Annotated in this window: 18 protein-coding genes; 8 read left to right on the top strand and 10 right to left on the bottom strand. The window is 61.1% G+C overall.

Going from position 1 to position 15,108, the window contains the following annotated elements; all coding sequences use genetic code 11:
• Positions 1–27: 27 nt before the first annotated feature.
• On the top strand, positions 28–945 hold the full coding sequence (locus ACP7C6_RS09725; RefSeq protein ID WP_028617655.1) for a LysR family transcriptional regulator: 918 nt from the start codon (positions 28–30) through the stop codon (positions 943–945).
• Here the strand turns inward: ACP7C6_RS09725 and ACP7C6_RS09720 are convergent.
• Positions 942–1,838 (bottom strand): LysR family transcriptional regulator, encoded by an 897-nt coding sequence (locus ACP7C6_RS09720; protein ID WP_028617656.1) that lies wholly within the window; start codon positions 1,836–1,838, stop codon positions 942–944. The two genes, ACP7C6_RS09725 and ACP7C6_RS09720, sit on opposite strands and share 4 nt — an antisense overlap.
• Before the next feature lie 106 nt (positions 1,839–1,944).
• On the opposite strand from ACP7C6_RS09720, the gene ACP7C6_RS09715 reads away from it, so the two are divergent.
• Entirely contained in the window at positions 1,945–2,703 is a 759-nt protein-coding gene (locus ACP7C6_RS09715) for an SDR family NAD(P)-dependent oxidoreductase (RefSeq protein ID WP_068932340.1), read from the top strand.
• Here ACP7C6_RS09715 and ACP7C6_RS09710 read toward each other — a convergent pair.
• Positions 2,602–3,114 (bottom strand): multidrug/biocide efflux PACE transporter, encoded by a 513-nt coding sequence (locus tag ACP7C6_RS09710; protein WP_068932343.1) that lies wholly within the window; start codon positions 3,112–3,114, stop codon positions 2,602–2,604. The genes ACP7C6_RS09715 and ACP7C6_RS09710 overlap by 102 nt on opposite strands.
• 88 nt (positions 3,115–3,202) lie before the next feature.
• Between ACP7C6_RS09710 and ACP7C6_RS09705 the strand changes: the two genes are divergently transcribed.
• Positions 3,203–4,057: a LysR family transcriptional regulator gene (locus ACP7C6_RS09705; protein WP_123474628.1), complete on the top strand. Its 855-nt coding sequence runs from the start codon at positions 3,203–3,205 to the stop codon at positions 4,055–4,057.
• Between the two features lie 128 nt (positions 4,058–4,185).
• On the opposite strand, the gene ACP7C6_RS09700 is transcribed toward ACP7C6_RS09705, so the two are convergent.
• On the bottom strand, positions 4,186–5,028 hold the full coding sequence (locus ACP7C6_RS09700) for a LysR family transcriptional regulator (RefSeq protein ID WP_426108655.1): 843 nt from the start codon (positions 5,026–5,028) through the stop codon (positions 4,186–4,188).
• 111 nt (positions 5,029–5,139) lie between these two features.
• On the opposite strand from ACP7C6_RS09700, the gene ACP7C6_RS09695 reads away from it, so the two are divergent.
• On the top strand, positions 5,140–5,865 hold the full coding sequence (locus ACP7C6_RS09695) for an SDR family oxidoreductase (protein ID WP_028617660.1): 726 nt from the start codon (positions 5,140–5,142) through the stop codon (positions 5,863–5,865).
• Position 5,866: 1 nt separating this feature from the next.
• Here the strand turns inward: ACP7C6_RS09695 and ACP7C6_RS09690 are convergent, their stop codons facing one another.
• Genes ACP7C6_RS09690 through ACP7C6_RS09675 form a run of 4 tightly spaced genes read right to left on the bottom strand, consistent with a single transcriptional unit; the run spans position 5,867 to position 8,389 of the window.
• Complete coding sequence (locus ACP7C6_RS09690) at positions 5,867–7,075, bottom strand: RNA polymerase sigma factor (protein ID WP_426108654.1); 1,209 nt, start codon at positions 7,073–7,075, stop codon at positions 5,867–5,869.
• A complete protein-coding gene (locus tag ACP7C6_RS09685; protein WP_028617662.1) occupies positions 7,072–7,548 on the bottom strand; it encodes an SRPBCC family protein in 477 nt (158 codons plus the stop codon). The genes ACP7C6_RS09690 and ACP7C6_RS09685 overlap by 4 nt, the downstream gene beginning before the upstream one ends.
• A gap of 34 nt (positions 7,549–7,582) precedes the next feature.
• Positions 7,583–7,927, bottom strand: coding sequence for a YciI family protein (locus ACP7C6_RS09680; protein ID WP_028617663.1), 345 nt, complete (start codon positions 7,925–7,927; stop codon positions 7,583–7,585).
• 42 nt (positions 7,928–7,969) lie between these two features.
• A complete protein-coding gene (locus tag ACP7C6_RS09675) occupies positions 7,970–8,389 on the bottom strand; it encodes a YybH family protein (RefSeq protein WP_028617664.1) in 420 nt (139 codons plus the stop codon).
• Positions 8,390–8,538: 149 nt separating this feature from the next.
• Here ACP7C6_RS09675 and ACP7C6_RS09670 point away from each other — a divergent pair, with 149 nt between their 5' ends.
• Entirely contained in the window at positions 8,539–9,039 is a 501-nt protein-coding gene (locus ACP7C6_RS09670; protein WP_426108653.1) for a GNAT family N-acetyltransferase, read from the top strand.
• A 60-nt stretch (positions 9,040–9,099) separates the two neighbouring features.
• On the opposite strand, the gene ACP7C6_RS09665 is transcribed toward ACP7C6_RS09670, so the two are convergent.
• A complete protein-coding gene (locus tag ACP7C6_RS09665; RefSeq protein WP_236320925.1) occupies positions 9,100–9,582 on the bottom strand; it encodes a GyrI-like domain-containing protein in 483 nt (160 codons plus the stop codon).
• Between the two features lie 196 nt (positions 9,583–9,778).
• Between ACP7C6_RS09665 and alaC the strand changes: the two genes are divergently transcribed.
• Positions 9,779–10,990, top strand: a complete 1,212-nt coding sequence (gene alaC, locus ACP7C6_RS09660) for an alanine transaminase (protein ID WP_028617667.1) — start codon at positions 9,779–9,781, stop codon at positions 10,988–10,990.
• A 218-nt stretch (positions 10,991–11,208) separates the two neighbouring features.
• Here the strand turns inward: alaC and ACP7C6_RS09655 are convergent, their stop codons facing one another.
• Entirely contained in the window at positions 11,209–12,561 is a 1,353-nt protein-coding gene (locus tag ACP7C6_RS09655; RefSeq protein ID WP_068932357.1) for a GntP family permease, read from the bottom strand.
• A gap of 84 nt (positions 12,562–12,645) precedes the next feature.
• Positions 12,646–13,179, bottom strand: a complete 534-nt coding sequence (locus tag ACP7C6_RS09650; RefSeq protein ID WP_016975994.1) for a gluconokinase — start codon at positions 13,177–13,179, stop codon at positions 12,646–12,648.
• 213 nt (positions 13,180–13,392) lie between these two features.
• On the opposite strand from ACP7C6_RS09650, the gene ACP7C6_RS09645 reads away from it, so the two are divergent.
• A complete protein-coding gene (locus ACP7C6_RS09645) occupies positions 13,393–14,424 on the top strand; it encodes a LacI family DNA-binding transcriptional regulator (protein WP_028617669.1) in 1,032 nt (343 codons plus the stop codon).
• A gap of 40 nt (positions 14,425–14,464) precedes the next feature.
• The gene (locus ACP7C6_RS09640) at positions 14,465–15,097 is read left to right on the top strand and encodes a glutathione S-transferase family protein (RefSeq protein ID WP_028617670.1); all 633 of its coding nucleotides are present in this window, start codon (positions 14,465–14,467) and stop codon (positions 15,095–15,097) included.
• Positions 15,098–15,108 lie beyond the last annotated feature (11 nt).

The following is a 15,108-nucleotide window of genomic DNA, read 5'->3' as shown; positions in this document are numbered from 1 at the left end:
TACCACCACCCACTGGAGGAGCCCGGCATGTCCCTGACCCTGCGCCAAGTGCGCTACTTCGTCGCCACCGCCGAAATCGGCCAGATTTCCCAGGCGGCCATCCACCTGAACATCTCGCAATCGGCGGTGACCACGGCGATCAAGGAACTGGAAGCCATGCTCGGTGTGCAGTTGTTTGTGCGCTCAGCCCAAGGCATGAACCTGACCGACGCGGGCCGGCACTTTCTCAACCGTGCCTACGTGATCCTGCGCAGTGTCGATGACGCGCTGAACAGCCCGCTGCCCGACTACCGCGCGCGCGGCGTGCTGCGCTTGGCGGCCAGTTACACGGTGCTCGGCTACTTCCTGCCCCATCACTTGCAACGCATGGAACACTGGCATCCGGACGTAACCATCGAAGTCTTTGAGCAGGAACGTCAGGCCATCGAACAAGGGTTGCTCGACGGCCAGTTCGACATGGCGGTGGTACTTACTGCCAACCTCACTCACCCGGATATCGTCTCGGAAATCCTGTTCAATTCGGAGCGCCGCCTATGGCTGCCCAGCCATCATCCCCTGTGCGAACGCGGCGCCGTGAGCCTGGCGGATGTGGCCCAGGAGCCCTACATTCTGCTCACCGTCGACGAGGCCGAACACAGCGCCATGCGTTATTGGGAACAAGCCGGGCAGACGCCCAAGGTGCGCCTGCGCACCAGTTCGGTGGAGGCGGTGCGCAGCATGGTCGCCAATGGCAGCGGCGTGGCGATCCTGTCGGACCTGGTGCACAGGCCCTGGTCCCTGGAAGGCAAGCGTATCGAAACACTCACCGTCACCGATCCAGTGACGCCGATGAGTGTGGGCCTAGCCTGGCACCGCGAGCGCGCGTTTACCCCGGCGATGCAGGCGGTGCGCGATTACTTCCACGACGCGTTCCTGGCACCGCAACAATTGTCGGCGCGGCGTTAAAGGTGGGCGTGCAACGTCGCGGCCAACCAGTCCATGAACACCCGCACCCGCAACGGCAAGTGACGCTGGCCGGCATACAGCAATGACACGTCCAACGGCGGCGCCGGGTAATCCGGCAGCACCGACACCAGTTCTCCATTGGCCAACAAGGTGCGTATCCCCAGCAACGGCACCTGGGTAATGCCGAAGCCGCCCAGGCACGCCGCTTGATAGGCATCCGTGCTGTTGACGGTGACACGCCCGGCCATCGGCACCCGCAGCACTTTGCCGCCCGACAGGTATTCGAAGCCGGATGAGCGTGCGCCCAACGGCCGTACGTAATGCACCAATTGATGATCCGCCAAGTCCGCCAGGGTCTGCGGCACACCGTAGCGCTGCAGGTAGGCCGGGCTCGCGCAGTTGACCATCGGCATGCTGCACACCCGGCGCGCCACCACGGTTTGATCGGGCTGGGCACCTACTCGCAACACGCAGTCGAAGCCTTCGGCGATCAGGTCCACCTGGCGGTCCGAGCTGCTGATTTCCATCTGGATCAGCGGATGGCGTTCCATGAACAGCGGCAGGTGCGGCAGAATCATGCTGCGCGCCATCACGTTGGGCATGTCCACGCGAATCCGTCCGGTCAGTTGCGCCTCATCCTGGCGAAACAACCCTTCCAACTCTTCCATGTGCGCCAGCAAGTCCTTGCTGCGCTCATACAGCACACGGCCATCCTGGGTCGCCTGCACCTTGCGCGTGGTGCGTTGCAGCAAACGCGCGCCGAGCAACTCTTCCAGCGCCTGCACATGTTCCGACACGGTAGAGCGCGGCAGGCCCAGGCTCTCGCCGGCCTGGGTAAAACTCGACAGTTCGGTGACGCGCACGAAGGTGCGCAGCAGCTCAAGTTTGTTCATGGGATTGTTCGCCTTATCCGGCCAGTGATTCCGGTATAGCGCTGTTTATCACGTTATGCGCGAATAAATACACTCGCTGCCACTGATCACCTGAGAGGACTGCACCATGACCCGTAAAATCGCACTCATCACCGGCGCCAGCCGTGGCCTGGGTAAAAACGCCGCGTTGCACCTGGCGGCACAGGGCGTTGACATCATCGGCACTTACCACAGCGCGGCGGCTGAAGCCCAAGCGGTGGTCGAACAGGTTCAAGCACTGGGTGGCCGCGCCGCCATGTTGCAACTGGATGTGAGCCAGAGTGGCAGCTTCGATGGCTTTGTCGGTGAAGTCGGCCGCTTGCTCAAGGATGTATTTGCACAGGATCACTTCAACTTTCTGATCAACAACGCCGGCATCGGCGCCCACGCCAGCTTTGCCGAGACCACCGAAGCGCAGTTCGACCAACTGGTGGCGATTCACTTCAAGGCACCGTTTTTCCTCACGCAAAAACTGCTGCCGCTGATCAGCGATGGCGGGCGCATCATCAATATTTCCAGCGGTCTGGCGCGATTCAGCCTGCCGGGGTATGCGGCGTATGCGTCGATGAAAGGTGCGATGGAAGTGCTGACCCGCTATCAAGCCAAGGAGTTGGGCGGGCGTGGGATCACCGTGAACATCCTCGCGCCCGGCGCCATCGAAACCGACTTCGGCGGCGGCGCCGTGCGCGACAATGCGGCGCTCAATACGATGGTCGCCAACAACACAGCCCTGGGCCGGGCAGGCTTACCGGACGATATTGGCGGTGCCATCGGCGTCCTGCTGGCCGACGGCAGCAACTGGATCACGGGGCAGCGCATCGAGGCGTCGGGCGGCATGTTTCTGTAGAAACTTCTCGCGCAGTACGTCATAGCCCCAGTGATAGACATAGGTGTACGGCAGGAAAAACAGCAGTACACCGATGTCGAGCATAAACGCCTGCATCAGACTGATGTTCAGCCACGCCGCGATCAACGGCACCGCGACGATAATCAGTCCGCCTTCGAACATCAGCGCATGCAACACCCGCGTCCAACCGCCGCCCGAGAGTTGCAGGCGCACCTTGAGGCGGTCGAACAGGCTGTTGAAAATGATGTTCCAGGTCAGCGCCAGCAGGCTCAGACCCAAGGTCACCGCGCCCATTTCCAGCGCCGGCCGGCCGGTGATCCAGACCAGCAGTGGTGTACAGATCAACAACGCCAGGCCTTCAAAACCCAGGGCTTGGCAAACACGTTCAGTAATCGACTTGGTGGGGTGCATGGCCCTTCTCCGTGAGTGACGATGGTTGCCATGATTACCCTTTGAATCGATACTTCATAACTAATAACCATCGATCAAGGCGATAGTCATGGCCTCCCCCGAAGTGCTGCAAGCGTTTGTCCAGGCCGCGACCCAAGGCTCTTTTTCTGCCGCAGCGCGCAAGCTGGGCAAGAGCCAGTCCACTGTCAGTGCGGCAGTGGCGAGCCTGGAGATTGACCTGGATGTGGTGCTGTTCGACCGCAGCAGCCGCAAGCCGACACTGACCCCCGCCGGGCAGGTGCTGCTGCAACGCGCCGAGCAGGTGCTGGAGGCCAGCAGCCGTTTGGAGTTGGCGGCGAGCCAGTTGGCCCAGGGGTTGGAGCCGAAGGTGACGATCGCCATGTCAGACACCTACCAGTCAGAACGCTTTGAGCTCGCCCTCAAAGCGTTCGAACAACGCTACCCGGACCTTGAACTGGAATGGCTGATCGCCGAGTGCGAAGACTTGATCGCCCTGGTGCAGAGCGGCCGTGCACAGATTGCCTTGATCGAAGCCCAGGAGGTTTACCCGCCCGACCTGACGCGCTCGCCTGTGGCCGAACGCACGGAAATCGCGCTGTTCGTCGCCCCCACCCACGCGTTGACCCGCGTCCAAAACATCGACCCGCAAGCCTTGCAGCAACACCGTGAACTGCGCCTGGGGAGCATCATCAGCCCCAACGAAACGCGCCCCTCGGGCCGTGTATGGTCGGCGCCGAGTTTTCTGATGCTGATGGAGATGGCTCAACTCGGCTTCGGCTGGGCGGAATTGCCGCGCTGGTTGGTGGAGCGTTTTGGTAATGCCGGGCTGGTTGAACTCAACGTCCGGGGTTGGCCACGCTCGGTGGCGGTGGATGCACTGTGGTCGCGCCAACATCCACCAGGGCCGGCGGGAAGCTGGATGTTGAGCCAGATGCTCGAATAGTTCGCCACCCGTGTAGGAGCCGGCTTGCCGGCGATAGCGGTAGGTCAGTCCCGCGTGTATCGACTGTTACGCCGCTATCGCTGGCAAGCCAGCTCCTACATTGGCAAACGTTGAACGTTCGATATGAGTCAAGCGGCTACGAGTTGCGGCGGGCGGTTAGTCTGGAAATACTCGTGCAGCGCACGTAATGCGGGCGACTCCAAGGCTTGCGCAGCGAAACACAAGCCCACCCGACGCGTGGGGGCCGGCAAATGCCACTCCCGAATCACCACACCGGCCCGCTCCGCCGCCAGCGAATGCGGCAACATCGCCACGCCCACACCCGCCGCGACCATATGCAACGCCTGGGTCAGCGAACCGGCATGCCCGGCCACCGCTTGCGGCGAGCGACCGTACAAGGCCATCAAGCGTTGATGGGAATCGTGCTGCGGGCAGGTGATCCAGTCTTCAATCGGCGTCCAGGCCTGTTCCTTGCCCGGCTGCGCCATGGGATGCGCGGCAGGCAACGCCATCACGTACGACTCTTCCCAAAGCGGCAGGAACAACTCGTCCTCGCAGCACATTTCCTCCACGGCCAGGCGCCCTTCGCCTTCGCAGCCTTCCTGCAAGGTCAGCAGCAAACCCGGCAGGCCTTGGTGCGCCATGCGCAGGAAGGTTTCGATCTGGCTGTCGGCAATATCGCCTTCCACCCCCAGTTCCAGGGCGATGCGATTTTCGCGTCCGCGAAACAGGCGGCTCAATGCATCGGCTTCAGCCACCATGCGTCGTGCCTGGGGGTACAGCACACGCGCCTCGGCACTCACCTCCACACCCCGTGGCTGACGCACAAACAACGCCACGCCCAGTTCGTCTTCCAGTTGTTTGATGGTTACCGACAAGGTCGGCTGGCTGATGAACAAACGCTGGGCCGCCGCAGTGATATTGCGCTCTTCAAAGACCGCGAGAAATGCCTTGAGGTGACGAACATCCATAGCTGAATCCGATGGCTGACAGAGAAATAAGGCATTTTTCAGCCTTTGCGACGGTAAATATACTGCAGTCACGATTCAGTTATCGGTTTTTCTTATCCCAGGAGTTCATGCATGAGCAAGCCACTGATCATCATCACCGGCGCCAGTTCCGGTATCGGCGAAGCCACCGCCCGCCGATTGTCAGCCGCCGGGCACCCGCTGTTGTTGCTGGCGCGTCGCATTGATCGCCTCAACGATCTGCGCCTGCCGAACACCTTGAACCGTGGGGTCGACATCACCGACCGCGCGGCCCTGGTCGCCGCCGTGCAAGAAGCCGAAGCCCGGTTCGGCCCAGCCGATGCGCTGATCAACAATGCCGGCGTAATGCTGCTGGGCGCAGTCAGCGAGCAAGACCCGGCGCAGTGGGAACAGATGCTGGATGTGAACGTAAAAGGCCTGCTCAACGGCATCCACGCCGTGGCCGGCAGCATGGTTGCGCGCCGAGGCGGCACCATCATCAACGTCAGCTCGGTGGCCGGGCGCAAGACCTTCCCGAATCATGTGGCGTATGTCGGCACCAAGTTCGCGGTACACGGGATTTCGGAAAACCTGCGCGAAGAATTGTCGCCGAGCAACGTGCGCGTCATCACCATTGCCCCAGGTGCGGTGGAAACCGAACTGCTCAGCCACACCACCGATGAGGCGATCAAGACCGGCTATCAGGCGTGGAAACAGGCCATGGGCGGCACCGTACTCAGCGCCGATGACGTGGCCTCGGCGATTGCCTATGCCTACCAGCAGCCGCAGCATGTGTGCATTCGCGAAATCGTATTGGCGGCAACGCGTCAGCAGCCTTGATTCAGAGTCCAGCCAAACGCTTTTCGATAAACCTGCGTTCGGGTGCTTGTTGGGCCAAGGCCAGCGCCCGTTCGTAGGCGACTCGCGCCTCTTCGACACGGCCCAATTGCCGGTAAAACTCCCCGCGTGCCGAGTGCGCCAGGTGATAATCCAGCAACTCGCCACGCGCCAGAATCCCTTCGACCTGCTGCAATCCCGCCAAGGGGCCATCGCGCATGGCCAATGCCACGGCACGGTTCAGTTCGATCACCGCTGACGGCATCATCCTGAGCAACACATCGTAAAGCCCGACGATCTGCGGCCAATCGGTTTCACCCGCACTGGACGCTTCGGCGTGTACAGCCGCAATCGCGGCTTGCAGGCAATACGGACCAAAGCGCCGTGTGCCAAGTGCATGCTCCACCAGTGCGCAGCCTTCGCCAATCATGGACACATCCCACAGCGAGCGGTCCTGTTCATCCAACAACACCAACTCCCCACTGGCCGTGGTGCGTGCCGGGCGACGGGATTCGTGCAGCAGCATCAACGCCAGCAGGCCCATGACTTCCGGTTCGGGCAGCAGCTCCGTCAACAAACGCCCCAGGCGAATGGCCTCACGGGTCAAATCCTCGCGGGTCATATCGGCCCCCATGGACGCCGAATATCCCTCGTTGAACACCAGGTAAATCACCCGCAACACGCTGTCCAGCCGCTCAGGCAATTCGTCTCGGGATGGCACTTGATACGGGATCTTCGCCTCGCGGATCTTGCCCTTGGCCCGCACGATGCGCTGGGCGATGGTGGCCGGCGTGGCCAGGAACGCCCGGGCGATTTCTTCGGTGGTGAGGTCACAGATCTCGCGCAAGGTCAGCGCCGCCTGGGCGTCGGCCGCCAGTGCCGGGTGGCAGCAGGTGAAAATCAGCCGTAGGCGATCGTCTTCCACGTCTTCATCGCTCCAGTCAGACGCTTCCAATGCATTGGCCTGCTCCTGCAACAACGGGGTGAAACGTGCCTGGCGGCGTAGACGGTCGATGGCCTTGAAGCGCCCGGTCGATACCAGCCAGGCGCGTGGATTGTCCGGCACACCCTCCTGCGACCAACGCTGCACCGCCACAAAAAACGCTTCGTGCAGGGCTTCTTCGGCCAGGTCGAAATCGCCCAGCAAGCGAATAAGCGTCGCGAGGACTCGACGTGATTCGCGGCGATAAATGGCCTCGACCGGATGGGTCAATCGGGCATGCCCTCGGTCACCAGGGTGACCAGCCGATCCAGGCTCTGGCCCCAGCCATCATGAAAGCCCATGGCTTCGTGGGCCTGCTTGTCTTCGGCACTCCAGTGCATGGCGCGGGCGGTGTAAAGCGTCTTGCCGTCGACCTCTTCGAAGGTGACTTCGGCGCTCATGAAAGGCTTGCCCGAAGGTATCCAGCCGGGCATGAAAGCGTCGGTAAACACCAGCCGATTGGGCGCATCAATTTCCAGAAACACACCTTGGGTCGGGTACTCGGCACCGTCCGGCGCCCGCATCAAGGTGCGAAACAAACCACCGACCCACAGGTCCATTTCGCACTCGGGGGTGGTCATGCCGTGAGGCCCCCACCATTGCTGGAGCAAGGCGGGCTCGGTCCAGGCACGGAACACGCGGCTAGGCGGTGCATCGATCACACGGCGGATGGACAATTCAAACTCGGCAGATTGCGTAGACATGGTGTAAACCTCTTGAGTCTTAGGGTTGTTGTATTCAGAGATTCAATTCACGCACGGGGCGCACTTCCACACTGCCGACCCGAGCGGCCGGAATACCACCGGCCACCTGGACCGCTTCATTCAAGTCACGGGCCTCGATCAGGTAGAAACCGGCGAGCTGCTCCTTGGTCTCGGCAAACGGCCCGTCGGTGATCGACAACTTGCCATTGCGCATACGCACGGTGGTGGCGGTGCTCACCGACTGCAGCGGCTCGGCAGCCAGCATGCGACCGCTGGCCCGAACGGACTGCGCGTAGGCGAAGCACTCCGGGTCTGCCGGGCTATCCGGCGAGGTGTGCAGCACCTGTTCGTTGCTGTAGATCAGGCAGAGGTATTTCATGGCCTTCTCCGTTTTCGGACTACTGACTATAGATCGCGCAGGTCAAGGTTTCAGGTCGAACAGACCGGCGCCGGTTTCCATGTCGAACGGCGCGGACCAGTGCTCATGCACCACTTTCCATTGGCCATCGATGCGTTGATAACCGGCGCTGACGCGCATCCAGCAAGTCTTGAGCACACCGTCCGGCCCGGTGCCGCCACAGTGGGCCAGCCAATGGGCAAAGGCGCTGTCTGCTCCGGCAACGATATGCAGCTCATGAAAGTCGAAAACGCCGGGGCCAGGGCAGAATTCCATGCAGGCCTGCCAATGTGCCTGGTACGCCGCCTTGCCCTTGAATTGCAGGGCGCCAACGGCGTCGAACGCGACGATATCGTCGGCGTAATAGCTGACAATTTTCTCGACATCCTTGGCGGTGACCGCTTCTTTCCATTGTTCGATCAGGGTGTTGATGGCAGTGCTCATGGCGATACTCCTTGGGGCAGAAAACATCACGGAAGACACCCTTAGTCGAATGGCCAACCGGCAAATCGACAAGCCGCTTAAAAATAATTTCGCCCCCGGCAAACCCGCTAGAATCGATGCCTCTTTGTAGGATTTCGGATACGCCCCCGATGGAAACCCGCCTCGCCCTTTATGAGACGCTGAGCCTTGCGCAGAAACAGCAACTCGACACCCTGCAAGTGCACCCCGAACAACTGGCGTATTCCGGCGATATCTACTGTGCGCTGAACAGCCTGCTGGTCAATCCCCATCCCGATGCCATCAAAGGCTTCGCCCTGCTCGCCGACGAAACCCCCGTGGCTTTCCTGCTGCTCAAACGCCCGCCTTGCCTGCCCCACTGGGCGGATGCACACAGCGCAACCTTGCATGCGTTGCAGGTGGATCGGCATCAGCAAGGGCGTGGGTTTGGCAAAGCCTGCCTGCAAGCGCTGCCCGCAGCGGCATTGCAGGCGTGGCCGCAGATCAAGGGACTGGAGTTGTCGGTGGATGCGGACAATGTGACGGCGATGAGGCTGTATCTGGGGGCTGGATGGGTGGATGGCGGAGAGGCGTATAAGGGGCGGATTGGGTATGAGCGGAGGTTGCGGTGGGTGTTTAACCGGGCCCCTTGATGTCACGTAAACATGACCTTCAGACCTCAATGTCCTGTTTACGTGACATCGCCTAGGGCTTCAGCCTCTTTCGCCCACCGGCAACCAGATCTCCACCGTCCCGGTGCCCTTGCTCACGTCAAAGTCCGCGCTGTAGCGCTCGAAATCCGCGCCCATCACCTTGTATCCCGAGTGCGGCAGCCATTCGAACATGATGCGCTCGTAGGTTTGCTCAAGCGCATGCACCGGCCCGTAATGGGGGAACACGGCGTAGTTGAGCGGTGGGATTTCGATGCATTTGAAGTTGCCTGGCACATCGGCTTTGGTCGGGACTTCGACACCGGCCATGTAGTCGAATTCGCCATGCTTGGGGTTATGGCAAACGCCATACGTCACACCGCCCACACGCTTCTTGATGTCCTTGATGCAGGTATCGAACAACTCCCACAGTTTGGGGATATCGCCCACGGTGGCCTTCGAATAACGCCCTTGCACCCCGGCGATCACCAGGGCTTTACCGGCTTCCATGCGTGGCTCTAACGGTTGTTTTGTCTGCTGATCCATACGAACAGTCTCCTTCTTATGAGGGAACAAACCCGCAACGAGTATAGGGGCATATCCACGTCGTACTCCATGTAGAAAATTTTTCGGCGCATCTGGACAACGGGCCATCATCGACCGTATTGTCTGCCCCGCAGGCCACCGCAGTGGCCGACGTCGCTCGGACGGTTCCGGGCGCTTACGTACTCTCGAGGCAACAATGGCAGACCAAGGTTCGCCGCGCCGCTTTGCGCGCATAGATCGACTCCCCCCGTATGTTTTCAACATCACTGCCGAGCTGAAGATGGCTGCGCGTCGGCGCGGCGAAGACATCATCGACTTGAGCATGGGCAACCCAGACGGCGCCACGCCGCCGCACATTGTCGAAAAGCTGGTGCAAGTCGCCCAGCGTGAAGACACTCACGGCTACTCCACGTCCAAAGGCATTCCGCGTCTGCGCCGGGCGATTTCGCGCTGGTACAAGGACCGTTATGAAGTGGACATCGACCCCGAGTCGGAAGCCATCGTGACCATCGGTTCCAAGGAAGGCCTGGCACACTTGATGCTGGCCACCCTGGACCAGGGCGACACCGTGCTGGTGCCCAACCCCAGCTACCCGATTCACATCTACGGTGCGGTAATTGCCGGCGCCCAGGTGCGCTCGGTGCCGCTGGTGCCTGGCGTGGACTTCTTCGCGGAACTGGAACGGGCGATTCGCGGCTCGATCCCCAAGCCGAAGATGATGATCCTCGGCTTTCCGTCCAACCCCACCGCGCAGTGCGTGGAACTGGACTTCTTCGAACGTGTGATCGCGCTGGCCAAGCAGTACGACGTGCTGGTGATCCACGACCTGGCCTACGCCGACATCGTCTACGACGGCTGGAAAGCCCCGTCGATCATGCAAGTGCCGGGCGCCAAGGACATCGCGGTGGAGTTTTTCACCTTGTCCAAGAGCTACAACATGGCCGGCTGGCGCATCGGTTTCATGGTCGGCAACCCGGAACTGGTCAACGCCCTGGCACGCATCAAGAGCTACCACGACTACGGCACCTTCACCCCGCTGCAAGTCGCGGCGATTGCGGCATTGGAAGGCGACCAGCAGTGCGTGAAAGACATCGCCGAACAATACCGCCAGCGCCGCAATGTGCTGGTCAAGGGCCTGCATGAGCTGGGCTGGATGGTTGAGAACCCGAAGGCGTCGATGTACGTCTGGGCGAAGATTCCCGAGGCATATGCCGCCATGGGTTCGCTGGAATTTGCCAAAAAGCTGCTGCTGGAGGCCAAGGTGTGTGTGTCGCCGGGCATCGGCTTTGGCGAGTATGGCGATGACCATGTGCGCTTTGCGCTGATCGAGAACCAGGACCGGATTCGCCAGGCGGTGCGGGGGATTCGCGGGATGTTCAGGGCGGATGGGCTGGTTCACAAGACCTGACACAACAGGTTTATGTGGTGAGCGGGCTTGTGTGGTGAGCGGGCTTGCCCCGCGCTGGGTGGCGAAGCCGCCCCAACAAAAACGCCGCATTCTGTCAGGCAGAATGCGGCGTTTGGTTTTAGGACTGCTACGCAGCCCAGCGCGGGGCAAGCCCGCTCACCACACAAGCCAGCTCGCCACAATAGGCCCATTTTCAAAGGGCCTTTGTAGTGTGTCGGTTAGACCACCAACGACAGCAACATGATGAAGATCAGGGCCACAATCGACAGAATCGTCTCCATCGCTGTCCACGTCTTGAACGTCTCGGCCACGGTCATGTTGAAGTACTGCTTCACCAGCCAGAACCCTGCATCGTTGACGTGAGACAGGATCAACGAACCCGCCCCCGTTGCCAGCACCAGCAGCTCACGGTTAACCCCCGGAATCATCCCCACCACCGGCACTACAATGCCCGCGCCAGTAATGGTCGCCACCGTGGCCGAACCGGTTGCCACACGGATCACCGCCGCCACCAGCCACGCCAGCAGGATCGGATTGATCTGCGCGTTCACCGCCATATGGCCAATCACGTCGCCCACACCGCTGGTCACCAGCATCTGCTTGAAGCCACCACCGGCACCGATGATCAGGATGATCGCAGCGGTCGGCGCCAGGCTGGCGTCGAGCAATTTGAGGATCTGCTTGGAGTGGATGCCTTGGCGATGGCCAAAGGTGTACAGCGACAGCAGCAACGCCAGCAACAGGGCGGAGATCGGGTGACCGATCATGTCCATCCAGTTACGCACGATGTGGCCGTCCGGCAAGCCGATATCGGCGAAGGTTTTGAGCAGCATCAGGAACACCGGCAACAGTACGGTAATCAGGGTGATGCTGAAGCTCGGCAGGTTCTTGTGTTCCGACTCACGGGCCAGTTGATCAACCAGTTCCTGGGACGGGTTGCCCGGGATGTACTTGGCGATAAACGTACCGAAGATCGGGCCGGCGATGATAGCGGTCGGCAGTGCGACGATCAGGCCGTAGAGGATGGTCTTGCCGATGTCCGCGCCAAACACGCCGATCGCCAGCAGCGGGCCCGGATGCGGTGGCACCAGCCCGTGTACCGCCGAGAGGCCGGCGAGCAGCGGGATACCGATCTTGATCAGCGACACGCCGGTGCGGCGCGCGACGATAAACACCAGTGGGATCAGCAGCACAAAGCCGATCTCGAAGAACAGCGGGATGCCCACCAGGAACGCGGCAAACATCATGGCCCACTGGACCTTCTCTTTGCCGAAGGCGCGGATCAGGGTCTGGGCGATCTGATCGGCACCGCCGGATTCGGCCATCATCTTGCCGAGCATCGTGCCCAGCGCGAGGATGATGCCGACAAAGCCGAGCACCCCGCCGAAGCCGTCCTGGAACGCCTTGATGATCTTGTCCACGGGCATGCCCGAGGTCAGGCCGAGGAAGCCGGCCGCGATGATCAGTGCAATGAACGGATGCACCTTGAACTTGGTGATCAGAACGATCAACCCGATGATAGTGACCACTGCATCAAGCAGCAGGTAAGACTCGTGGGACATGCCAAACATGGGGGGTCTCTCCTGTTTGTTGTTGTTATTAAAGCGGGTGTTGAATTTCCTGCCGGGGATAGCGCTATCTTTTCCGGCAAAAAATTAATGAGTAGGTTCAAAGCCGTGTTGCAGCCACCAGGCGTTGGTCTGCTCGGCCAGTTCCTCGATGCTGTCTTCGCTGGCGTTCAGAGCCAGGGTCAGCGGTTCGCCTTTGGGCGATTCAAGGGTGGCAAACTGGCTGTCGATGAGGCTGGCTGGCATGAAATGCCCAGGGCGATGGGACACGCGGTCGGCGGCCACGGCGCGGGTCAGCTCCAAAAAGACAAAACCCAGGCCCGGCGCGGCTTCGCGCAGGTGATCGCGGTATTTCTTTTTCAGGGCGGAACAGGTGAGCACGGGATGCTCGCCCGCTTTGAGCGAACGGCGCAGTTCATCGCAGAGGATGTCGAGCCAGCCGGCGCGGTCGTCGTCGTTGAGGGGGTGGCCTGCGCTCATCTTTTCGATGTTGGCGGCAGGGTGAAAGCTGTCGCCTTCAATGGCGGTAGCGCCGTTCAGGCGGCACAGCGCCTCGCTGACACTGGACTTGCCACAGCCGGAAACACCCATGATGACCAGGGCGGTAACAGGTTGACTCATGAAACACCTCAGGACGCAGATAGCGCTACCTTTGCACGCTGTAAGGCTAGTGCAAAAACAGGCTTTTCCCGCGCCGTCTTGTCTTTTTTTATGGAGTGACGCGTGCATCCGCTCCAACGCTTTGAACAGGATCAGGCAACCCTTTGTTCAAGAATTTGCAGCCTTTTGGAGACAGCGCTACCTTAGTGCCTCGATTTTTGTTTGGCAAGCCGCCTGATGACCTCCAAGAACGATAAAAAATTGCGCACCACGGGTCGCCCGACCCTAAACGAAGTCGCCCGCCTGGCTGGCGTCAGCCCGATTACCGCGTCCCGCGCGCTGCGCGGCATCAGCACCGTCGCCACAGAACTGGTGGAAAAAGTGCAGCAGGCCGCCGCCGAACTGAACTACGTGGTCAACCCCGCCGCCCGCGCCCTGGCCTCAGCCCAGAGCCATTCGGTGGTGGTGTTGGTGCCGTCGCTGTCCAACCTGCTGTTTATCGAAACCCTCGAAGCCATCCACCAAGTGCTGCGGCCCAAGGGCTTTGAAGTGCTGATCGGCAACTTCCATTATTCCCGCGATGAAGAAGAAAACCTGCTGCGCAACTACATGGCCTACCAGCCACGGGGTTTGCTGCTGACCGGATTTGATCGCACCGAAAGCGCCCGACGGATGGTCGAGGCCAGCAATGTGCCGTGCGTGTACATGATGGACCTGGACCCCAACGCCGGGGTGAACTGCGTGGGTTTCTCGCAACTGAGCGCGGGCGAAACGGCGGCGGCGCATCTGTTGTCCCGTGGGTACAAACGCCTGGCGTATATCGGCGCGCAACTGGACCAACGCACGTTGCTGCGCGGCGAAGGTTTCCGTCGAGCGCTGCAACACGCCGGCTTATACGACCCGGCGCTGGAACTGCTGACACCCCGCCCTTCCTCAGTCGGCCTGGGTGGCGAACTCTTCCTGCAACTGCTGGCCGCCCATCCCGACGTGGATGCAATCTTCTTCGGCAACGACGACCTGGCCCAGGGCGCCTTGCTGGAAGCCATGCGCCATGGCATCAAAGTGCCGGAGCGCGTCGCGGTGCTCGGTTTCAACGACCTGCCAGCCTCGTCCTTCATGGTGCCGCGCCTGAGCAGCATCAGCACCCCGCGTGAGGCGATTGGGCGGCGTGCGGCGGAGCACTTGTTGACAATCATGGCAGGCAACAAGATCGCCAAGCCGGTGGTGGACATGGGGTTTGAGTTGCAGGTGCGGGAGAGTACCTGACCCTGCTAGATTGGTTGCTCTCCACCGCTAGGAAAGCACCATGGGACACTCACTGAAAATCTTGGGCCGCACGTCCTCCATCAACGTGCGCAAAGTGCTTTGGACCTGCCAGGAACTCGGCATCGACTACCAGCGCGAAGACTGGGGCATCGGCTTCAAGCCCACCCAATCCGCCGACTTCCTCGCCCTGAACCCCAACGCCCAGGTGCCGGTGTTGATCGATGACCACGGCGTGTTGTGGGAATCCAACACCATCTGCCGTTACCTGGTCAGCCTCTATCAACGCCACGACCTGCTCCCCGCCGAACCCGCGCCACGGGCCCGGGTCGAGCAATGGATGGACTGGCAAGCCACCGAACTCAACCCGTCCTGGGGCTACGCGTTCCATGCGTTGGTGCGCCAGAACCCGGACTACCAGGACCCACAGCGCATTCAAGCCGGCGTGCAGGCCTGGAATGACAAGATGGGCCTGCTCGAACAACAGTTGATCAAGACCGGCGCCTACGTCACCGGCGCTGAATTCACCCTGGCGGACATACTCGTCGGCCTCTCGGTACACCGCTGGCGCAACGCCCCGCTGGAACATCCGCCCTACCTTGCAGTGGAGGCGTATTACCAGCGCCTCAGCCAGCGCCCTGGCTTTAAAACCTTCGCCCTCGACGGCCATAACTAAAAACAAGGACG

Origin of the sequence: Pseudomonas sp. TWR1-1-4, from assembly GCF_049897165.1 — a bacterium.
In the GTDB taxonomy this organism is placed as follows: domain Bacteria; phylum Pseudomonadota; class Gammaproteobacteria; order Pseudomonadales; family Pseudomonadaceae; genus Aquipseudomonas; species Aquipseudomonas canadensis.
This window is presented reverse-complemented; position numbering and strand designations above follow the sequence as displayed.

Bases quoted from the DNA above. Each gene is read 5' to 3' on its own strand.
- ACP7C6_RS09725 (WP_028617655.1), top strand. From the start codon at position 28: ATGTCCCTGACCCTGCGCCAAGTGCGCTACTTCGTCGCCACCGCCGAA.
- ACP7C6_RS09720 (WP_028617656.1), bottom strand. From the start codon at position 1,838: ATGAACAAACTTGAGCTGCTGCGCACCTTCGTGCGCGTCACCGAACTG.
- ACP7C6_RS09715 (WP_068932340.1), top strand. From the start codon at position 1,945: ATGACCCGTAAAATCGCACTCATCACCGGCGCCAGCCGTGGCCTGGGT.
- ACP7C6_RS09710 (WP_068932343.1), bottom strand. From the start codon at position 3,114: ATGCACCCCACCAAGTCGATTACTGAACGTGTTTGCCAAGCCCTGGGT.
- ACP7C6_RS09705 (WP_123474628.1), top strand. From the start codon at position 3,203: ATGGCCTCCCCCGAAGTGCTGCAAGCGTTTGTCCAGGCCGCGACCCAA.
- ACP7C6_RS09700 (WP_426108655.1), bottom strand. From the start codon at position 5,028: ATGGATGTTCGTCACCTCAAGGCATTTCTCGCGGTCTTTGAAGAGCGC.
- ACP7C6_RS09695 (WP_028617660.1), top strand. From the start codon at position 5,140: ATGAGCAAGCCACTGATCATCATCACCGGCGCCAGTTCCGGTATCGGC.
- ACP7C6_RS09685 (WP_028617662.1), bottom strand. From the start codon at position 7,548: ATGTCTACGCAATCTGCCGAGTTTGAATTGTCCATCCGCCGTGTGATC.
- ACP7C6_RS09680 (WP_028617663.1), bottom strand. From the start codon at position 7,927: ATGAAATACCTCTGCCTGATCTACAGCAACGAACAGGTGCTGCACACC.
- ACP7C6_RS09675 (WP_028617664.1), bottom strand. From the start codon at position 8,389: ATGAGCACTGCCATCAACACCCTGATCGAACAATGGAAAGAAGCGGTC.
- ACP7C6_RS09670 (WP_426108653.1), top strand. From the start codon at position 8,539: ATGGAAACCCGCCTCGCCCTTTATGAGACGCTGAGCCTTGCGCAGAAA.
- ACP7C6_RS09665 (WP_236320925.1), bottom strand. From the start codon at position 9,582: ATGGATCAGCAGACAAAACAACCGTTAGAGCCACGCATGGAAGCCGGT.
- alaC (WP_028617667.1), top strand. From the start codon at position 9,779: ATGGCAGACCAAGGTTCGCCGCGCCGCTTTGCGCGCATAGATCGACTC.
- ACP7C6_RS09655 (WP_068932357.1), bottom strand. From the start codon at position 12,561: ATGTTTGGCATGTCCCACGAGTCTTACCTGCTGCTTGATGCAGTGGTC.
- ACP7C6_RS09650 (WP_016975994.1), bottom strand. From the start codon at position 13,179: ATGAGTCAACCTGTTACCGCCCTGGTCATCATGGGTGTTTCCGGCTGT.
- ACP7C6_RS09640 (WP_028617670.1), top strand. From the start codon at position 14,465: ATGGGACACTCACTGAAAATCTTGGGCCGCACGTCCTCCATCAACGTG.